This is a genomic window from Bradyrhizobium sp. USDA 3364, from assembly GCF_054056355.1.
On record NZ_JBSRYG010000002.1, the window covers coordinates 526,990 to 546,518 of the forward strand.

General features: G+C 64.2%; 20 protein-coding genes. 15 read left to right on the forward strand and 5 right to left on the reverse strand.

Annotated features, from left to right (window positions below):
• Positions 1–87: 87 nt before the first annotated feature.
• The gene (locus ACVILL_RS02795; protein WP_016839844.1) at positions 88–345 is read right to left on the reverse strand and encodes a DUF6894 family protein; all 258 of its coding nucleotides are present in this window, start codon (positions 343–345) and stop codon (positions 88–90) included.
• A 325-nt stretch (positions 346–670) separates the two neighbouring features.
• Between ACVILL_RS02795 and pqqA the strand changes: the two genes are divergently transcribed.
• The 6 genes from pqqA to pip all read left to right on the forward strand — a co-directional run bounded on the left by pqqA (position 671) and on the right by pip (position 5,152).
• Positions 671–751, forward strand: a complete 81-nt coding sequence (gene pqqA, locus ACVILL_RS02800) for a pyrroloquinoline quinone precursor peptide PqqA (protein WP_035635412.1) — start codon at positions 671–673, stop codon at positions 749–751.
• A gap of 147 nt (positions 752–898) precedes the next feature.
• Positions 899–1,828, forward strand: coding sequence for a pyrroloquinoline quinone biosynthesis protein PqqB (pqqB, locus tag ACVILL_RS02805; RefSeq protein ID WP_456727744.1), 930 nt, complete (start codon positions 899–901; stop codon positions 1,826–1,828).
• 5 nt (positions 1,829–1,833) lie between these two features.
• Entirely contained in the window at positions 1,834–2,604 is a 771-nt protein-coding gene (gene pqqC / locus ACVILL_RS02810) for a pyrroloquinoline-quinone synthase PqqC (protein ID WP_456727745.1), read from the forward strand.
• Between the two features lie 10 nt (positions 2,605–2,614).
• A complete protein-coding gene (pqqD, locus tag ACVILL_RS02815; RefSeq protein ID WP_456727746.1) occupies positions 2,615–2,923 on the forward strand; it encodes a pyrroloquinoline quinone biosynthesis peptide chaperone PqqD in 309 nt (102 codons plus the stop codon).
• Positions 2,920–4,140 (forward strand): pyrroloquinoline quinone biosynthesis protein PqqE, encoded by a 1,221-nt coding sequence (gene pqqE, locus ACVILL_RS02820; protein ID WP_456727747.1) that lies wholly within the window; start codon positions 2,920–2,922, stop codon positions 4,138–4,140. The genes pqqD and pqqE overlap by 4 nt, the downstream gene beginning before the upstream one ends.
• On the forward strand, positions 4,130–5,152 hold the full coding sequence (gene pip / locus ACVILL_RS02825; protein ID WP_456727748.1) for a prolyl aminopeptidase: 1,023 nt from the start codon (positions 4,130–4,132) through the stop codon (positions 5,150–5,152). The genes pqqE and pip overlap by 11 nt, the downstream gene beginning before the upstream one ends.
• Here pip and ACVILL_RS02830 read toward each other — a convergent pair.
• A complete protein-coding gene (locus ACVILL_RS02830; protein WP_456727749.1) occupies positions 5,138–5,422 on the reverse strand; it encodes a hypothetical protein in 285 nt (94 codons plus the stop codon). The two genes, pip and ACVILL_RS02830, sit on opposite strands and share 15 nt — an antisense overlap.
• A 162-nt stretch (positions 5,423–5,584) precedes the next feature.
• Between ACVILL_RS02830 and ACVILL_RS02835 the strand changes: the two genes are divergently transcribed.
• The gene (locus tag ACVILL_RS02835) at positions 5,585–5,992 is read left to right on the forward strand and encodes a RidA family protein (RefSeq protein WP_456727750.1); all 408 of its coding nucleotides are present in this window, start codon (positions 5,585–5,587) and stop codon (positions 5,990–5,992) included.
• Positions 5,993–6,055: 63 nt separating this feature from the next.
• On the opposite strand, the gene ACVILL_RS02840 is transcribed toward ACVILL_RS02835, so the two are convergent.
• The gene (locus ACVILL_RS02840) at positions 6,056–6,691 is read right to left on the reverse strand and encodes a cytochrome b (protein WP_456727751.1); all 636 of its coding nucleotides are present in this window, start codon (positions 6,689–6,691) and stop codon (positions 6,056–6,058) included.
• Between the two features lie 71 nt (positions 6,692–6,762).
• Between ACVILL_RS02840 and ACVILL_RS02845 the strand changes: the two genes are divergently transcribed.
• The 4 genes from ACVILL_RS02845 (at position 6,763) to ACVILL_RS02860 (ending at position 9,941) form a co-directional block, all read left to right on the forward strand.
• Complete coding sequence (locus ACVILL_RS02845) at positions 6,763–7,230, forward strand: MarR family winged helix-turn-helix transcriptional regulator (RefSeq protein ID WP_456727752.1); 468 nt, start codon at positions 6,763–6,765, stop codon at positions 7,228–7,230.
• A 492-nt stretch (positions 7,231–7,722) separates the two neighbouring features.
• Positions 7,723–8,631, forward strand: a complete 909-nt coding sequence (locus tag ACVILL_RS02850; protein WP_456727753.1) for a LysR family transcriptional regulator — start codon at positions 7,723–7,725, stop codon at positions 8,629–8,631.
• Positions 8,632–8,684: 53 nt separating this feature from the next.
• Positions 8,685–9,620: an NAD-dependent epimerase/dehydratase family protein gene (locus ACVILL_RS02855; protein WP_456727754.1), complete on the forward strand. Its 936-nt coding sequence runs from the start codon at positions 8,685–8,687 to the stop codon at positions 9,618–9,620.
• A 3-nt stretch (positions 9,621–9,623) separates the two neighbouring features.
• Complete coding sequence (locus ACVILL_RS02860; protein ID WP_456727755.1) at positions 9,624–9,941, forward strand: DoxX family protein; 318 nt, start codon at positions 9,624–9,626, stop codon at positions 9,939–9,941.
• A 79-nt stretch (positions 9,942–10,020) separates the two neighbouring features.
• On the opposite strand, the gene ACVILL_RS02865 is transcribed toward ACVILL_RS02860, so the two are convergent.
• Entirely contained in the window at positions 10,021–12,321 is a 2,301-nt protein-coding gene (locus ACVILL_RS02865) for a caspase family protein (protein ID WP_456727756.1), read from the reverse strand.
• A 193-nt stretch (positions 12,322–12,514) separates the two neighbouring features.
• Between ACVILL_RS02865 and ACVILL_RS02870 the strand changes: the two genes are divergently transcribed.
• The 4 genes from ACVILL_RS02870 to ACVILL_RS02885 all read left to right on the forward strand — a co-directional run bounded on the left by ACVILL_RS02870 (position 12,515) and on the right by ACVILL_RS02885 (position 18,166).
• The gene (locus ACVILL_RS02870; RefSeq protein WP_456727757.1) at positions 12,515–13,186 is read left to right on the forward strand and encodes a hypothetical protein; all 672 of its coding nucleotides are present in this window, start codon (positions 12,515–12,517) and stop codon (positions 13,184–13,186) included.
• A gap of 311 nt (positions 13,187–13,497) precedes the next feature.
• A complete protein-coding gene (locus ACVILL_RS02875; RefSeq protein WP_456727758.1) occupies positions 13,498–15,297 on the forward strand; it encodes an FAD-dependent oxidoreductase in 1,800 nt (599 codons plus the stop codon).
• A complete protein-coding gene (locus tag ACVILL_RS02880) occupies positions 15,267–17,114 on the forward strand; it encodes a 2-oxoacid:acceptor oxidoreductase subunit alpha (protein WP_456727759.1) in 1,848 nt (615 codons plus the stop codon). Before ACVILL_RS02875 ends, ACVILL_RS02880 begins: the two co-directional genes overlap by 31 nt.
• Entirely contained in the window at positions 17,111–18,166 is a 1,056-nt protein-coding gene (locus ACVILL_RS02885) for a 2-oxoacid:ferredoxin oxidoreductase subunit beta (protein WP_456727760.1), read from the forward strand. Before ACVILL_RS02880 ends, ACVILL_RS02885 begins: the two co-directional genes overlap by 4 nt.
• Positions 18,167–18,281: 115 nt before the next feature.
• On the opposite strand, the gene ACVILL_RS02890 is transcribed toward ACVILL_RS02885, so the two are convergent.
• Positions 18,282–19,472, reverse strand: coding sequence for an ABC transporter substrate-binding protein (locus ACVILL_RS02890; protein WP_456727761.1), 1,191 nt, complete (start codon positions 19,470–19,472; stop codon positions 18,282–18,284).
• Positions 19,473–19,529 lie beyond the last annotated feature (57 nt).

Consider the following 19,529-nt stretch of genomic DNA (forward strand, 5'->3'; position numbering starts at 1 on the left):
TTGCGAATTTGTCCGGACAATTGCAATCGGAAACATGCCGACATCGGCCAACGCATGGTTGTGACCATGCATCCGTGTCGGCGTGCGTCAGTGCCTTGTCATCGAGCGATCCGGGCGATCGAGGATCGCCTCGGTGAATGGAAACTCCAGCACGATCTCGCCCTCGTCGTCGGTCACCTCGATCACGGCGCTGAGCAGCGCGCCGTCGGCGCCCTCGGTCTTGAGCAGTTCGCGAATCATCGCCCGCGCCATTTCCCAGGCACGATCCGGATCCCGCAGGATCTCGCCGTCGGGGTCGGAAATCAGCTCGTCGCCGATACGGGTATTGAAGAAATAGCGTGGCATCGGCTGAACTCGGCTCGGTTAGTCGCTCCCCTTCGCGGGAAGCACGGAATCGTCACCAGGACCTTCGGAGGACCGCGCGGCCCCTGCTTCTTAATCCAACATCACCATTCACCGTGTGGCGAACAACAGGAAAAAGGTCTGATGCCACCGGGTTTTGACCGGAAACGCGCGCACAAATTTGTGAGTGGGCCGCCGCTGTCTTCCGCAGTGCAGCATGGCGTTTCCACAGGGCAACTTGCGAAAAATTTAAGTGGCGAACTTTTCCAACCGCAGTAATTTACTGTGCAGGGCGGAAAGTTCGTCCGGTTGCAACAAGGAGAGCCAAATGGCCTGGAAAGCACCGAAGATCGTTGAAGTGTCGGTCGGCATGGAAATCAACATGTATATGTGCGCGACCCGCAAGTAAGCGGCAGCGCCTATACACGTTTAGCGTTTTAGCGCAGGTGGACATCCGGGCGTAACGCGTTCCCGAAGGTGGGGGGCGTGTTTCAAATCCGGCGTCCACCTCGTAACGTTTTTGGGTCCGAGTTTAAACTTCTCCAGGGGACGGATCATGCTTCGTGTCGTCGTCCTGGGTGCCGCGGCGGGTGGCGGCGTTCCGCAGTGGAACTGCGGATGTGCGGTCTGCAGGACGGCACGAACCGATCATCCCGAACTGCAGAGCACGCAAGCCTCGATCGCCGTCAGCGGCGACGGCGCGCACTGGTTCCTGGTCAACGCGTCCCCCGATCTGCGCCAGCAGTTGATCGCGACGCCCCAGCTGCATCCGAAGCACGGCGCCTTGCGCCATAGCCCGATCGCCGGCGTCATCCTCACCAATGGCGAGATCGATGCCGTCGCCGGGCTGCTGTCGATGCGCGAGGGCTCGCCGTTTGCGATCTATGGGCATGAGCGGGTGCTGGCGATCCTGCGCTCGAACAGCATCTTCAACGTGCTGAGCGAGAAGAATGTCGCCCGCCGGCCGATTGCGGTCGACCAGGCCTTCGAACCGGCCCTGTCCGACGGATCGCCGTCGGGCCTCGAGGTGCTGCCGTTCGAGGTTCCCGGCAAGGGCGCCTGGTATCTCGAGGGCAAGGCGCATCCGGCGGGCGCCGACGGCGTCGGCGATACGCTCGGCCTGCGTATTGCGGACAAGCGCAGCAGCAAATATTTCTACTTTCTGGCCGCCTGCGCCCGGGTGACCGACGACCTGAAATCACGGCTGAAAGGCGCGCCGCTGGTGTTCTTCGACGGCACGGTGTGGCGCGACGACGAGCTGATCGCGGCGGGGCTCGGCAACAAGACCGGCCAGGGCATGGGTCATATCGCGATGTCCGGCGATCAGGGCGCGATCGCAAGCCTCGCCGGGCTCGACATCGGGCAAAAAGTGTTTTTGCATATCAACAACTCCAACCCGGCGTTGCTTGGGACCTCGGCCGAACGCAAGGCGGCCGAACAGGCGGGCTGGCAGATTCCCTCCGACGGAACGGAGATCGTGCTGTGAATGTCATGCTGACCTCAGGAATGACCGCGCTCTCGATCGGCAAGGGCATCACGCTCGACAGCGCCGAGGAGATGGAATCTGTGCTGCGCACGATCGGTGCGACGCGCTATCACAGCCTGCACCCGTTCCACCGGCTGCTGCACGGCGGCAAGCTCAACAAGGGCCAGGTCCAGGCCTGGGCGCTGAACCGCTATTATTACCAGAGCACGATCCCGCTGAAGGACGCGATGGTGATCTCGCGCTTCCGCGACCGCAACACAAGAATCGAATGGCGCCACCGCATCGAGGATCATGACGGCGATCTCGGCAATGAAGGCGGCATCGAGCGCTGGCTGAAGCTGACCGAAGGGCTCGGCCTCGACACCGCCTATGTGGAATCCACCGAGGGCATTCTGCCGGCGACGCGCTTTGCCGTGGAAGCCTATGTGCACTTCTGCCGCGACCGCACGCCGCTGGAGGCGATCGCCTCCTCGCTCACCGAATTGTTCGCGCCGAACCTGCATGAAGAGCGCATCTCGGGGATGCTGAAGCACTACGACTTCGTCAACCCCGACATCATGAGCTATTTCAGCCGCCGCCTGACCCAGGCGCCGCGCGACGCCGGCTTCGCGCTCGAATACGTCAAGCAGCACGCCAAGACGCCGGCCGAACGCGAGTCGGTCTGCAACGCGCTGATCTTCAAGACCAACGTCTTGTGGGTGCAGCTCGACGCGCTCTATCACGCCTATGTCGACGGCCAGATTCCGCCGGGCGCCTTCGTGCCGAAGACGAGTTAGAGACAGCATCATGGCCAGCCGCAACATCAGCGTCAGCGAAACCAGCCGGCCGAAACTGCCGCGCCACACCAAGCTGAAATTCGACGAGACGCGGCAGGTCTGGGTGATCCTGGCGCCGGAGCGCGTGCTGGCGCCGGACGAGATCGCGGTCGAGGTGCTGCAGCTCTGCGACGGCGTGCGCAGTGTCGCCGAGATGGTCGACCAGCTCGTGGAGAGATACGCCGCGCCGCGCGAGGCGATCGCAACCGATGTGATCGCGATGCTGCAGGATCTGGCCGACAAGGGCTTTCTCACCGAAGCGCGCGAGAGCACAGCATGAGTGACACGCTCGCCGACAACAAGACGACGACAGCAGGCCCAACCGACGGGCTCGCGGTGCTCGAGCAAGCGCGCTCGGCAGCCGAGACCTACGGCATCCCGCTCGCGGTGCTGCTCGAGGTCACCCACCGCTGCCCGCTGCAATGCCCCTATTGCTCCAACCCGGTCGAGCTCGACCGCGGCTCGACCGAGCTCACCACTGAGGAATGGAAGAAGGTGCTGAGCGAGCTTGCCGAGCTCGGCGTGCTGCAGGTCCATTTCTCCGGCGGCGAGCCAACCGCGCGCAAGGACATCGTCGAGCTGGTGCAGCACGCGACCGATGTCGGGCTCTACTCCAACCTGATCACCTCGGCCGTGCTGCTGACCAGGGACAAGCTCTCGGCGCTGGCCGATGCCGGCCTCAGCCATGTGCAGATCAGCTTCCAGGGCAATGAGCCCGTGGTTGCCGACCGCGTCGCGGGCCTGAAGGACGCGCACAGGAAGAAGCTCGAGGTCGCGAAATGGACGCGCGAGCTGGAACTGCCGCTCACGGTGAATGCGGTGATGCACCGGCAGAACCTGCATCAGCTCCCCGACATCATCCAGATGGCGGTCGATCTCGACGCCGACCGGCTCGAGGTCGCCAACGTGCAGTATTACGGCTGGGCGCTGAAGAACCGCGCCGCGCTGATGCCGACGGTCGCGCAGATCGAGGAGACCAGCCGCATCGTGGAGGAGGCCCAGGCGCGCCTGAAGGGCACGCTCGCGATCGACTATGTCGTGCCGGATTACTACGCGCTGCGGCCGAAGAAATGCATGGGCGGCTGGGGCCGCCAGTTCTTCAACATCTCGCCGGCCGGCAAGGTGCTGCCGTGCCACGCCGCCGAGAGCATCACCGGGCTCGAATTCGAGTCGGTGCGCTCGAACCATTCGATCGCCTGGATCTGGCAGAACTCGGAGGCCTTCAACCGCTATCGCGGCACAGGCTGGATGCCGGAGCCCTGCAAGAGCTGCGAATTCCGCGAAGTCGATTACGGCGGCTGCCGCTGCCAGGCCTTTGCGCTGACCGGCGATGCAGGGAACACCGACCCGGCCTGCGCGCTGTCGCCGCGGCACGAGGAGATCTTCAAGCAGGCCCAGCAGGAATCCGCCGGCACGCAGAACCGTTTCCTGTATCGCAACTTCGCCGGCGGCACGCTGGAGACGGACGAACGCCAGGAAAAACCTAATGGCTCCTGATGCCGACGCCGGCAAGGCCGCCAGGCGCGCCGATCCGTTTGCTCCCCTGACGTCGGAATGGCTCGATGTCGGCGACGGCCACAATTTGCACGTCGAGAGCGTCGGGCGCGAGGGCGGCATCCCTGCGGTCTATCTGCATGGCGGCCCGGGCAGCGGCTGCCAGCCCGATCATCGCCGGCTGTTCGATCCCGAGCGGTTTCACGCCGTGCTGTTCGACCAGCGCGGCTGCGGCCGCAGCCGGCCGAAGGGCAGCCGCGACAACAACACGACGCAGCACCTGATTGCCGACATGGAGAAGATCCGTGAGCGGTTCGGCTTTGCGCGCTGGATGGTGGTCGGCGGATCCTGGGGTGCGACGCTGGCGCTGGCCTATGCAGAGGCCCATCCCGAGCGGGTCAGTGGCCTCGCGCTGCGCGCGACCTTTCTCGGCACCGCCGAGGAGCTGGAAGACGTCTTCCTGCGCGCCTTGCCTCGCTTCTATCCCGGCCTCTCGGAGGACTTCCTCAACTTCCTGCCCGAGCACGAGCGAGCGGCGCCGCTTGCGGCCTATTACCGCCGCATCCTCGATCCCGACGCCGCCGTGCACGCACCGGCCGCGCGCGCCTGGCACGACACCGAACGCGTACTGTCGGAACACACGCCGAAGCAGACGCGGCTCGACCTCAAGGCCGCAGGCGCCCTGCCCTCGACGCCGTTCATGGAGGCGCACTACTTCGCCAACAATTGCTTCCTGCGGCCGCACCAACTGATGGGCGAGGCCGGCAAGCTCGCCGGCATTCCCGGCATCCTGGTGCAGGGCCGTTACGATTTGCTGTGCCCGCCCGCGACATCGCACGCGCTCGCCGCGCGCTGGCCGGGCAGCGAGGTCCGCATCGTCGATGGCGCGGGCCACATCCTCTACGATCCCGGCATCCGCAACGCCGTGATGAAGTCGATCGCCGATCTGGCTGCAATGACTGGGGTGCGTACTCATAAACCGGAACGCCCGCATGTCGGACTAATTGGACTTTGATGACGACCGGAGTTCAACCTGTCCGTTCGGGGTCTTTGAGATTTGTCGCACGAGGGCGTTTGCCGCTTCGTCCGTCCAGTCAGGATTATTGAATTGAAGATGCCCACCGTATAACGGCTCCCTCAACATCGCCCGATGAACAACCTGGCCGTCAACAAGAAGCTCAAGCATTTTGCCGCCGTTTTCTTTGCTCCATTTAAGGAGCGTTTCAGAGGAAGCGCTTGGAAAGGTCAGGTTTTGCTGCTGGCCCATACCGACGAAATCCGGCATTCTTCCGCACGTCGGCTGACGAGGGTAAACCGGCCCCACCGAGCATAGGCAAGATCGACGCAATTGACGCTAAGGCGACATGCCGTTTCCGACCTTCGGGCGCAGCTGAACACGGTCCCGTTATGCTGTCGCGATGCAACCCGCTTCATAGGAGGGAGACCCATGAGCATGAAAACCATCCACTCGCCCAAGGTGGCCGAGGCGCCGCCGCAGACTTGGTCCAACATGAAAGTCGTGAACGGTCATTTCCACATCGCGGGGATGACCGGCTCGGGGCCGAAGGGAGAGCATCCCGGCGACGACATGTACACGCAGGCCAAGTCGATATTCCAGACGTTCAAGGACCTGCTGCAGGCCGCGGGCGGCAAGATGAACGACATCATGTCGATCACGGTGTACGTCACCAACCTCGACGAAAACACCGAGGTATGGCGCGCGCGGCGGGAGTTCTTCACTGGCGACTTTCCCTGCTCGACCTTAATCGAGGTGAAACGAGTTGGCTCGCCAAAGGCCAGCCCGCCGCTCAAGGTGGAGATTAACGCGACCGGCGTGATCGGCGCGGGGGACTGAATCGCCAGCCCTGCATGCTAGCAGCGCATCACGAGTGCGCGTGGACTTCCAGCATAGCGCCGCTCACCGCTCAGTCTGCGTTGGCCACATCCTGCGCAAAACTCCGTCGTTGATCACATAGCGGTGAAAAAGCGCGGCCGCGGAATGAAGCAGTGCCACCGCGACGATGATATTTGCGAGCAATCCGTGCCACGCATTGACGCTGCGCATGAATTCGTCACCGCCGAATTTCGGAAAGTGCAGAATGTTGAACAGTGGGAAACCATGCGCAAACACATTGGCAATGCCCAGTGCGACCATGATCAAGAGCAGCAGATCGAGCAGCCGGTGCATTGCCACCGCCGCCACGTGGAAGACGCCGCGGCTGATCGGCCGCAATCTACGGCCGCGTGTGGCGCGCCAGAATATTCCCAGGATCACTACGCTCGCGAACGCAAAACCAAACAGGACGTGGACGGACCAGATGTCGACCCGAAGCGGGCCACGCTGCAGAAGGTTAGTTGTCCTGCCGATCAGGAACTGGATCGCAACGAGAATTGCGGTCGCCCAGTGCAGCGTGATCGTCGTGCGGTCATAGACTTCCGGCTGACTTCCAGATGGGTCGGTCGCGTCGCGGCTCAATCCACTGCAAGTGAGGCGTACTTCTTCTCGAAAGCCCACATCTCCTGAAAACCAAATCAATGCGATAGGCTTCGCCACGCCGGACCGCCTCATCGAGACCGCGTTGCGTCTCTATTGCTATCCGGCAATAGCTATTTGATAGTAGCAATATGGGAATTCAACGCCGGAACCGCGACATCACGCAATTGCGAAAGCAGTTGATGGACACTTCCCGCCGGCTGCGGCGTGAAGCCACCGCGGACGATCGATCCTGGGCGCGGTTGCTGGTGCTGGGTGCGATCGATCGCCACGGCGAATCGGCCACACCTTCGGTGCTCGCGGCCGACGAAGGCATGCGCTCTTCAAATACTGCTGCAGCGCTGCGCTCCCTCGAAGCGCGCAAGCTGATCGTGCGGACGCCGGACAAGAAGGACCGGCGTAAGGTCAGGCTTCGGCTTAGTTCGGCCGGGCAGCGATTTCTCGATGACAGCCGCGCCCGCGGCGAGCGCTGGCTCACCGAAGCCATAGACGCATGCCTCACAGCCCGCGAACGCTCGGACCTGATCAAGGCCGGGGCCTTGCTCGATCGCATCACGGCTCATTCCAAAGCGGCAACGCCGCGCAGCCGAAAATCGTGAGCATTCCCTGGGACTGATTTCAGTTTGAATGCCGGCAATTGGCCGTTAGATCATGATGCGTTTCCACGGAATCGCATCATGATCTCATCTCTTTGTTTGAGCATGATCTTTTCGGAAAACCGGTTTCCACTTTTCCGGATCATGCTCTAGCTGACATTGCGAAGTGCGCCTCTCTTGTCCGCTTCTGACGGAAATGCGGACGGTCGTTCGGTGGGCGGATCTATGAATACACGCCCCAGCCGTCCCGACGCTCTATTGACTAGCGCCGTTTGCTTGACCAGCCCCAGGTCAAGTCAAGAACGACGTTGTTCACCAGGTCGGTGACGACATCGTTCGCCTGCGCGCTCGGGCAGGATAGTCGCGGGTTCTGGACCAGTGTCGCCCCCGGCCTGGATCGGTTCGCTGGCCACGCGGCAACCGGGGCCGTCGAGGGGTGTGCGCTTGACGTAAGGCCGCTATCCCCGTTCAGCGCATCCGCTTATGATCGGCCACATGGACATAGCCGGCTTCGACCTCAACTTGATGAAGGCCTTCGATGCGCTGTACGCGGAGCGTCACGTGACGCGCGCCGGATCGCGGATCGGCCTCAGCCAGTCGGCGATGAGCGGGGCACTCACGCGCTTGCGAGAGCTCCTTGGGGACGAGCTCTTCGTGCGAACGCCTTCAGGCATGCAACCGACGCCCCGCGCCCATGACCTTGCTGGTCCCGTCTCGGATGCGCTCCGGCTTCTCCGGAGCGCGCTACAGGCCGATGGCTTCGACCCTGCGACGGCCGACAATACCGTCACGCTCGCGATGACCGACTATGCGGCGTTCGTCTTGTTGCCGCCGCTCATGGCCCGCCTCAGCATCGATGCCCCGTACATCAACGTGCGCGTCTGCGGGATGTTCGGACGAGACGAAGCTATCACGCTGCTCGACAGCGGCGAGGCAAACCTCGCGATCGGTTTCCCCGTCGAGACGTCGGCGCGCATTATCAGCAGCCCGCTGTTTTTTGAGAGTTTTGCCTGCGTCGTGCGGGAGGGACACCCGGCGTTCGCAGGTGGCCCGAGCCTCAAGGCCTTCGCAGCGGCACCCCATCTCCTGGTCTCTCCGGAAGGCGACCACTCCGGGATCGTCGATCTAAGGCTTGCCGATCTCGGCCTCGAACGCCGCGTCGTGCTGAGCTTGCCGCAATTTCTGGCCGCCCCCTTCGTGATCGCCGGAACCGACCTCGTCGCGACGTTGGCCTCCCGGGTCGCGCGAAGGTTCGCTGATACCGGAGTTGGCATAGCGATGTATGATCCTCCGCTCGAACTGCCCACCTGGCCGCTCCACTTGATGTGGCACCGGCGGGCGGATACGCATGGGGCTATCGCCTGGCTGCGCGGCACCATCACCAAAATCGCCGCCTCGGCTTGACGCCATCGGCGCGATCGATAGCGCCACATCAGGACTCGCGATTTCCATCCGCATTGCCGTTCCGCTCTGTTGGCTTCACCGAAATTGAAGAGGTGATCGACATGCGAGTTTTGGTAACAGGCGCGACCGGCTTGATCGGCGGTGCGGTAGCGCATCGATTGAAAGAAGGAGGTCATGAAATCGTGGGGCTCGCCCGGTCGGAAGCGAGCGCGGCCAAGCTGCTCGACCGAGGCTTCGCGGCGGAGATAGGTGAGCTTGCCGACCCGGTGAGCTTGGCCTCGGCGGTGCGGGGCGTGGACGCCGTCATCCATGCCGCTTCGCCCAACGACCAGAACGCAGCGTTTCTCGACGAGATTGCGACGCGTGCAATCCTTGAAGCCCAGCACGGAACGGGTAAGCGCTTCATCTATACCAGTGGCAGCCTGGTCTACGGCTCCACGGGCGACACGCCAGCGACCGAGGACACTCCATTGAACCCGGTGGAGATGGTCCGCTGGCGCCAGGCGCTGGAACACGAGATCCTCGCGGCCGGAGCCGAGGGCGTCCATCCGGTCGTCATCCGCCCTGCCTGGGTATATGGCAACTCGGGCGGCGCCGCGATGATGATGGTCGCAGCGGCCAAGGAACATGGTGCGGCGCTTCATGTCGGCGACGGTCAAAATCGCTGGTCGACCGTGCATGCCGAAGACCTGGCCGATCTCTATGCGCTCGCGCTCGAGCGGGCACCGGCGCGATCCGTCTTCAATGGCGCGCACGGTTCGGCGCCGCGGCTCGTCGAGATCGCACGCGCAGCGAGCGAGTTAGGCGGCGCCGGGGGCCGAGTAGCGGCATGGCCGCTCGACGAGGCGCGCAAGGTCCTCTGGGGCCTCGCCGATGCGATCGCCTCCGATCAGATCATCTCAGGCGAGAAGGCGAAGCGCGAACTCGGCTGGAATCCCTCGCGGGCATCGATCATCGACGAGTTGCGTTCCTCGTTGGCGATCGCTTGAGCCATGCACATCATATTCATTAGGCTGCTTGCCGCAGCCTTCGCCAGTGCAGGTCTGTTCAATGCGATCGCGACATCGACGACGCGGAGCAACTTTGTTCGATGGGGGTATCCTGCGTGGTGGTGCCGAGTCACGGGCGGATTGGAAATATCGGCCGCAATCCTGGTCGCTATACCGGAAACCCGTGCAGCAGGTCTGATCCTCTGCGCCGTCATTCTCACGGCCGCAGCCTTGACCGTCCTGCGACATCGGGAGTTTTCCCATCTCGCACCGATCGGTTGCTTTGCTGCCTTGCTCCTGATGGCTAGTCGGATTCCCTGAAAGATCGGTGGCTTCCGCGCACCTGCGGAAGCCGTGATGCTCGTGAAGGCTGACCTGCTCGGCGCATGGTGTCGTGCCCTCAGTGTTTGCATTTGCCGGGAGGGCATGCCGGCGCCGCTGCTCGTGGTGCGGCGGGCCTTGGCGGCGCCGCGATTCGCGGCGGCGGCGCGGCGCGTTGCGCCTGCATCGCCGGCCGTGGCGGCGGCGGCGCGGCGCGCGGTGCCGGCGCCGGTGCCGGTGCCGGACGCGGCGCAACGGCTGCGGCGCGCGGCGGCGGCGCGGCCACGCGCGGCGGAGCTGCGACATGCGCCGGCGCGGGCCGGGAGACCGGCGGCGGCGACACCGCGGCACGCGCCGGCGCCGTACGTGCAGCCGGCGTCGGCCGTGCCGGGGTCGCGCGGCTCGCCGGCGACGGCGCCGTTGCGGGCTTCACGTTTGTGGTCGGCGCGGTCGCGGCATGGTTGAGCTGTTGCCGCGTGCCCGGTTTGCCGGCGGTCGCGGGTGGGGCCGGCGCGTTTGTCGCAGGCGCAGCGCCTGGCTTGGCCGCAGTGGCCGGTTGCGCGTTGGCGGGCGCCATGGCTGTTGCCGGCTTGCCGGGCGTGACCGCATTCGGCTTTGCACCGGCACCAGGCTGCGCGGCCCCCGGCTGCACGGCGCCATGCTGCGGCGTGGCCGTGGCCGGCGCGGTCGCCGACTGCGGCAGCGGCGGGCCGTTCTTGGCGCCCGGCAAGGTATGCGCACCCGGCGCCCCCATCGCATTCGGCGCGATGGCTGCGTTCGGTGCAGCAGCGGGCGCTCCCATGGCCGCGCCCTGTGCCGGCGTCGCGCCTTGCGGAGCGCCCGGCCGCGTCAGATTGGCGCGCTGCATCGCCGCGGCCGGCAGTTGCGGTGCCGCCGTGACCGGCGCGCCGCCCATCGCCGCCGTCACGCCGGCCGCGTGGAGTTGTGCCGGCGTCGGGTTGGGATTGTTGATGACGGTGTTGATCACTGTCGTGTTGTGGATGTTGTTGAACACGATGTTGTTCTGCGGCGGCACCACATAGGCCGGTGCTGCGACATAGGCCGGCATCGCCACGAACATCGGCGTCGGCAGCACGTACAGGCCGATCGGCGGCGGCGGCGGCGGCAACACGACGAAGTCCGGCGGCGGCGGCGGCAGGAAGAACACCGGCGGCGGTGGCGGCGGCGCGAAGTCGAACACCGGATCACTGTAGTAGAGCACCGGACGGTCGACATAGACGACCTCGTCGGGCGGCGGCGGCGGCACGTCGTAATCGAGCGCCGTGAACTGTGCCGGCGGCTCCAGCGCGGCCGACAGATAAGCGAGCCGGCGCCGCGCGTCGTAGGCATGCGGCCCGTGCGGATAACGCCGCAGATACGACCAATATGCATCAGGCGTATCGGCGTTGTAGGTGCGCCGCCAGGTGATGGACTCGCGCCGCGCCGCCACGATCGCGCGCACGCGCTTGGCCAGCGGATCGTTCGGATAGGCCTGCAGATAATCCTCGTAGCCCTGCAGGGTGTCGCGCTCCAGCGCCGCGGCGTAGGCATCCTGCGCCGGGAAATCGCGGATCGGCTTGGTGCGCAGCCCGGCATCGACCTGCTGCGGCGGTGCATCCGGCTTACGCTCGAAGAACGTGAAGGGGGTGTCGATCTTCTGCGCATTCCAGGGGATCTCGGCGCCCTTGGTCATCTCGTTGACGCGCAGGCGAACGCGGTCGAACACTTCGGGCAGCGTCAAGCCGCCGGCGCGGATCATTTCCGCCAATGCCTGCGCGTAAGGCCCGTAAGGCGGCGCGCCGTCGGGGGCGACGGTGCCGGGCGCGGAGTTGAAGGCGATCAGCATCTTCGGATCGGGATCGACCAGCGCAAGACCGCCGGCCAGCGGCTGGCTGTCCTTGGCGAAGGAATTGCTGCGCGCCGCGTCGAGCACGATCACGCCGGCCTTGATCGGCAGCGCCGACAGCTGATGGCTGTAATCCGAGATGCGGATCGCCTCGACCGGCACGTCGGTGTCGCGGGCGATCTTGGCGTCGACCGGCACGAAGTAGTTCTCGCCGGTGAGTTGCACGCCGTAGCCGGCGAGATAGACGAAGGCGACGGTGTTGGGACCGGCGTCCTGCACCTTCTGGATAAAATCGCGGAACGACTTGCGCAGCGTCTCGCCGTCGAGATCGCGTGCCCCGATCACGTCGAAGCCGGCGGCCTGCAATGTCTGTGCGATCAATCCGGCGTCGTTCGCAGCGGTCTGCAGCGCGCCGGCCTCATAGGCGCCATTGCCGACCACGAGCGCGAGACGCTTCTCCTGATCCTCAGCATGAACGGGGAGCGACGCGAACGACACCAGACCGACGATCAATGCCCACAAAATGCGCGCCATGGCGGCCGTCCTTTTCTCTTCAGCAATTAGCGAGTTGCATGGAAATGCTACCTCCGTGAACCCGCGCTGAACAGGATTGCGGCAATTGTGGCAATCCTTGGTCTGAACCATCAGCGGCGCCCGGAACCGGCTTCCCCGGCCCGCGCTATCAGGCGATATTACGCCGACAAAACACGCAAAAAAGGAGCACGCGATGCCGATCGCCGGACAAGGCATGTTGCTGACATCGATGGACATCGACAGCTTACATGAGGCTGAATTCAACCGCTGGTACGACCGCGAGCATCTCGAAGAACGCGTAGCAATCGACGGCTTCCTGGAAGCCCGCCGCTACGTCGCCCATGACGGCAAGCCGAAATATCTCAGCCTCTATTCGACCGCGACATTCGACGTGCTGGAGAGCCCGGCCTACCGCACGGCACTCGCCAACCAGACCGACTGGTCGAAGGCCAACATCGCGCGCTTCCAGAACATGATCCGCGGGGTGGCGCGCATCACGATCAGCCGCGGCGTCGGCCGAGGCGCAGCGCTCGGCATCATCCGCCTGCGCCCGCCGGCCGACGGAGCGGACAAACTCCGCGCTGCATTGCGGGAACAACTCGATCCGGCCGCACGCGACGGCATCATCTCGACGCATCTGCTCGAGAATGATCCGGTGCTGTCGAAACCGCTGACACCGGACGCCGACAAAGCCGATCCCGGCGCCGGCGACTGGTTCGCATTGATCGACGCCACCGACGTCGGCGCGGTCCCCGCAGCCGCGGCCGCCATCACCGGCAATGCAGCCTTGAAGCCGCTGGTCGTCACCAGCGGCGTCTACAGGCTGTTGTGGGATATCGCGAAGAGCGATCTTCCGCGCGACTAAAGCATGATCCGGACCGGCACGGCCGCGTTAGCGCAAAGTGCGAAGCGGTTTTCCGAGAAAGATCATGCTCCAACACGCGCGGCGGTGCGCCGCATGCTGCACCGCCACATAACGCAATCGAGATTAACGCTACACGCGCATCAGCCGCGCGAAAGCTGATGATCGGACAATTTAGCCTTTGCCTTCTCTGGAATGGCTCTAATAAGATAAGCCTATGATCCAATTCAAAAACCAGAACAACGCCACGTGAGCGTTCGTCGTCAACGATAAGGCCGCGCGGGTAGGCATTTTCGCGCGGGTCAAAGGTAGGAATGAAACCGACTGATATCTCGGCGCCGGATTACTTTCATAAAGTAGTCGATTGCCAATGGGCCTGCCCCGCACACACCCCTGTTCCTGAGTACATCCGGTTGATTGCTGAGGGGCGTTACAGCGACGCCTACATGATCAATTGGAAGTCCAATGTGTTCCCGGGAATTCTGGGTCGCACCTGTGACCGTCCGTGCGAGCCGGCGTGCCGCCGCGGCCGGGTCGAGGAGAATCCGGTCGCGATCTGCCGCTTGAAGCGCGTCGCGGCCGACTTCAAGGACGACATCAAGCATCGCCTGCCGAAGCCGGGACCGAAGAACGGCAAGCGCATCGCGCTGGTCGGCGGCGGCCCCGCCTCGCTCGCCGTGGCGCGCGATCTCGCGCCGCTCGGCTATCACTGCACCGTGTTCGACGGCGATCCCAAGGCCGGCGGCATGATGCGCAGCCAGATTCCGAAATTCCGCCTGCCCGACAGCGTGATCGACGAGGAGACCGACTACATCCTCGACCTCGGCGTCGAATTCAAGGGCGGCCAGCGCGTCGACAGTTTGAAGCAGTTGCTCGCCGAGAACTACGACGCGATCTTCGTCGGAAGCGGCGCGCCGCGCGGCCGCGAGCTCGACATTCCCGGCCGCAAGGAGGCCGCCGCCAACATCCATATCGGCATCGAGTGGCTCGCCAACGTGTCGTTCGGCCATGTCGACAAGATCGGGCGCCGCGTCATCGTGCTCGGCGGCGGCAACACCGCGATGGATTGCTGCCGCACCGCCCGCCGCCTCGGCGGCGAAAGCGTCAAGGTGGTCGTCCGCTCCGGCTTCGAGGAGATGAAGGCTTCGCCGTGGGAGAAGGAAGACGCCATCCATGAGGACATCCCGATCCTCAACTACATGGTGCCGGTGGCGTTCAAGCACGTGGCGGGCAAGCTGATCGGCGTCATCTTCCAGAAGGTGCGGGCCGAATACGACGCCAAGGGCCGGCGCAATCTGGTGCCCTCGGGCGAGCCCGACGAGACGATCCCCTGCGACGATGTGCTCGTTGCGGTCGGCCAGGAGAATGCGTTCCCCTGGATCGAAGCCGATTGCGGCATTGAATTCGACAAGTGGCACATGCCGAAGGTCGACCCCAAGACGTTCGTCTCGACCAATCCGAAGGTGTTCTTCGGCGGCGACGCGGCGTTCGGGCCGAAGAACATCATCTGGGCGGTGGCGCACGGCCACGACGCCGCGCTCTCCATTCACAAGATGCTGTCCGGCGAGGATATCAACGAGCGCCCGCTGCCCGAGGTGCACGTCTCCTCGCAGAAGATGGGCATCCACGAGTGGAGCTACGACAACGACATCTCCGGCGACAAGCGCTTCAAGGTGCCGCATCGCGACAAGGTGGTCGCGCTGAAGGACATCCGCGCCGAGGTTGAGCTCGGCTACGACCTCAAGCTCGCGCTCGGCGAGGCGCAGCGCTGCCTGAATTGCGACGTGCAGACTGTGTTTGCCGCGCCGCTCTGCATCGAATGCGACGCCTGCGTCGACATCTGTCCGATGGACTGCATCAGCTTCACCGAGAACGGCGAGGAGGATGATTTGCGGCAGCGCCTGAAGGCGCCGTCGCCGCATCACGACCAGGCGCTGTACGTCTCCGGCGACCTGAAGACCGGCCGCGTGATGGTCAAGGACGAAGACGTCTGCCTGCATTGCGGGCTGTGTGCCGAACGCTGCCCGACCGGCGCCTGGGACATGCAGAAGTACCTCATCGATATGGTTCAAGCGGGATCAACATGTCAGTCCAAAGCCCGATCAGCAGCGTAAACGACTTCGTCGTCCGCTTCGCCAACGTCAACGGTTCGGGCTCGGCTTCCGCCAACGAACTGTTCGCGCGTTCGATCCTGCGCCACGGCGTACCGGTCTCACCACGCAACATCTTCCCGTCCAACATCCAGGGCCTGCCGACCTGGTATGAGGTGCGCGTCACCGAGGACGGCCATCTCGGCGCCCGCGGCGGCGTCGACATGATGGTGGCGATGAACCCGCAGACCTGGGACAAGGACGTCGCCTCGATCGAACCAGGCGGCTATCTGTTCTACGATTCGACCAAGCCGATGCCGACGTCGAAATTCCGCGAGGACATCACGGTCATCGGCGTGCCGCTGACCGCAATCACCAACTCGACCTACACCGATCCACGGCAGCGCCAGCTGTTCAAGAACATCATCTATCTCGGCGCGCTCTGCGCGCTGCTCGATCTCGATCCCAAGCTGGTCGAACAGCTGATCGGCGAGCAGTACAAGGGCAAGGAGAAGCTGCTCTCGTCGAACGTCCACGCGCTGCATCTCGGCCGCGACTGGGCGCTGCAGAACCTGAAATGCCCGCTCGGGCTGCGGGTGAAGAAGTCAGACAAGGTCGGCGACCGCATATTCATCGAGGGCAACAGCGCCGCCGCGCTCGGCGCCGTCTATGGCGGCGCCACCGTGTGCGCGTGGTATCCGATCACGCCGTCATCCTCGGTGGCGGAAGCCTTCACTAGCCACTGCAACAAGTACCGCCACGATCCCGAGACCGGCAAGGCGAAATACGCCATCGTGCAGGGCGAGGACGAACTCGCCTCGATCGGCATCGTGATCGGCGCCTCCTGGAACGGTGCCCGCGCCTTCACCGCGACCTCGGGTCCCGGCATCTCGCTGATGACCGAGTTCATCGGCCTGTCCTATTTCGCCGAGATCCCGGCCGTGATCATGAACATCCAGCGCGCCGGTCCCTCGACCGGCATGCCGACCCGCACCCAGCAATGCGACGTGATCGCCTGCGCCTATGCCTCGCACGGCGACACCAAGCACGTGCTGCTGTTCCCGGAAGATCCGGCAGAGGCGTTCGAGTTCGCCGCTGCCGCCTTCGATCTCGCCGAGCGGCTGCAGACCACGATCTTCCTGATGCTCGATCTCGACATCGGCATGAATCACCGGCTGTGCCGTCCGCTGAAGTGGGACGACGCCAAGCAATACGACCGTGGCAAGGTGATGACGGCGGAGATGCTGGAAGAAGGCCGCGACTTCGGCCGCTATCTCGACGTCGACGGCGACGGCATCCCCTACCGCACCTATCCCGGCACGCATCCGACCAAGGGCTCCTATTTCACCCGCGGCACGTCGCGCGACCGCTATGCGCGCTACTCCGAGGAAGGCGCCGTCTACGCCGACAACATGCAGCGCCTGGTGCGCAAGTTCGAGACCGCGCAGGACACGGTGCCGCGGCCGTTGCAGGCCAATGCAGCGAAGCCGACCAAGTATGGCGTGCTGTATTTCGGGTCGACCTCGCCCGCGATGGACGAGGCGATCGGGATTCTGGAGGCGCGCGGCCATCAGCTCGACCGCATGCGCATCCGCGCCTTCCCGTTCCACTCCAGCGTCGCGAGCTTCATCGCCGACCACGACTTCGTCTACGTGGTCGAGCAGAACCGCGATGCCCAGCTCCGCCAGCTGATCGTCAACGAGAACGGCATCGACCCCGTCAGGCTGGTGCCGATCCTGCACTATGACGGAACGCCGATCACCGCGCGCTTCATCGCCAACGCCATCGGCGACCACCAGGATCATCTCAAGGTGACCCCTCTCCGCAAGGCCGTGACATGACCTACATTGCAAAGCCGAAGTTTCATCATCCCGGCCTGAAGAAGAACGAGCTGGGCTATACTCATCGCGACTACGAGGGGAAGATCTCGACGCTGTGCGCCGGCTGCGGCCACGATTCGATCACCGCCTCGATCATCGAGGCCTGCTACGAGCTCTCGATCGAGCCGCACCGGGTGGCGAAGATTTCCGGCATCGGCTGCTCGTCGAAGACGCCGGACTATTTCCTCGGCAATTCGCACGGCTTCAACTCGGTGCACGGCCGCATGCCGTCGGTGCTGACCGGCGCCAACCTCGCCAACCGCGACCTGATCTATCTCGGCGTCTCCGGCGACGGCGACAGCGCCTCGATCGGCTTCGGCCAGTTCGCGCATTCGATCCGCCGCGCCGTCAACATGACCTACATCGTCGAGAACAACGGCGTGTACGGCCTGACCAAGGGCCAGTTCTCGGCGACCGCCGACCGCGGCTCGAAATCGAAGAAGGGCGTCACCAACACCGACAATGCGATCGACCTGGTCGCGATCGCGCTGCAACTCGGGGCCACCTTCGTGGCGCGCTCTTTCTCCGGCGACAAGACGCAGCTGGTTCCCTTGATTGCCGCCGCGATCCGCCACAAGGGCGCGTCGTTCATCGACGTCATCAGCCCCTGCATCGCCTTCAACAACCACGCCGGCTCGACCAAGAGTTTCGACTACGTCCGCGAGCACAATGACGCGGTGAACCGGCTCGACGTACTGGTCGGCCGGGAGCCGATCAGCGTCGACTATGCGCCCGGCACCGTGCAGGTGGTCGAGCAGCATGACGGCTCCAGGCTCGCGCTGCGCAAGCTCGACGCCGACTACGATCCGCATGATCGGCTGGGCGCGATGACCTTCCTGCAGAAGCATGCGGCCAAGGGCCAGATCGTCACCGGTCTGCTCTATGTCGATCCGGATGCCGAGGACCTGCACACCCATCTCGACACCGTCGAGACGCCGCTCAACACGCTGGGCGAGCAGGCGCTGTGCCCCGGCTCAGCCGTGCTGGACAAGATCAACGCCAGCCTGCGGTAAGCACCTATTCTCGCCGTCATAATGAGGCGGGAGGGATGCCCAACAAACTCTGCGTCGTCCCTGCTCCCGTGCGCAATTGCGCACTAGGCAGGGACGACAGCGGAGTTGGTGACAGCTACTTGTCGCTCAGCACGTCACCGAACAGCGCCCAGGACTTGCCGTCGAACCGCGCCATCTGGATCTGGCGGATCGGCGTCACATTGTCGGGCTCGGTCTGCACCTTGATGCCGGGCAGCAGCATCGGCAATTCCAGCGCTTTCAGATTGGTCGCCTGCTTGATGATGTTGGCGCGGCTGTAGTCGCCGTTGCAGTTCTTCAGCACCGCAGTCATCACCTGCGCGACGGTGTATCCCTGCACGTTGAAGAGATCGCCCGGGCTCGCATTCGGCTGATACTTCTTCATCCAGGCCGAGAACTCCTTCTGCGCGGGATCGTCGGCCCAGCGCGGATCGGTCGGATCCTTCAGATAGAGCCCGGTCACGACACCGATGACGTTCTCGAGCCCGGCCGGCTCGAGCACCGCGGAGACGGAGTTGGAGACGCTCGGCAGGATGATCAGCGGCTTCCAGCCCATGCTCGCCGCCTTGCGCAGCGCCTGCGCGGCGAATTTCGGTGTCGCTTCGGCGAAGAACACGTCCGCGCCGGACTCGCGCATCGTCACCATCTGGGAATCGATGGTCGGGTCGGTCGTGAGATACGTGGTCTCCGCGACGATCTGGCCGACATGTTCGCCGAGCCCGTCCTTGAACCCCTTGAGATAGTCCTTGCCGGCATCCTCGTTCGGCGTGATCACCGCGATCTTGGCATCCGGCTTGGTCTTCAGGATGTACTTTGCGTAGAGCCTGCCTTCGAGCTCGTAGGTCGGATTGAAACCGACCGTCCAGGGAAACTGCTTCGGATCGTTCCAGCGCGTCGCGCCTGATGACACGAACAGCTGGGGGACCTTCTTGATGTTGAGATACTTCTGCACCGAGATGTTCGGCGCGGTGCCGACCGCGCTGAAGATCGCGAGCACCTCATCCTGCTCGACGAGCTTGCGGGTCTGCTCGACGGTCTTCGACGGCGAATAGGCGTCGTCGAGACTCTCGAAGTCGATCTTGCGGCCTCCGATGCCGCCCTGATCGTTGAGCATCTGGAAGTACGCGGCTTCGGCGCGTCCGATCGTGCCATAGGCGGACGCGGGGCCGCTATAGGGTGCGGTGTTTCCGATCTTGATTGCGCTTTCGGCTGCGATGGATGGCGAGATCGACACGGCCGTGAGCGCGGTAAAGGCGAGAAGGCCCGCCAGGCGAGAGCGAGTTGACAAGAGCATATCCTTTTCTTGGTCTTCTTGACGCGGCGCACATTATCAATCGCGACCGCG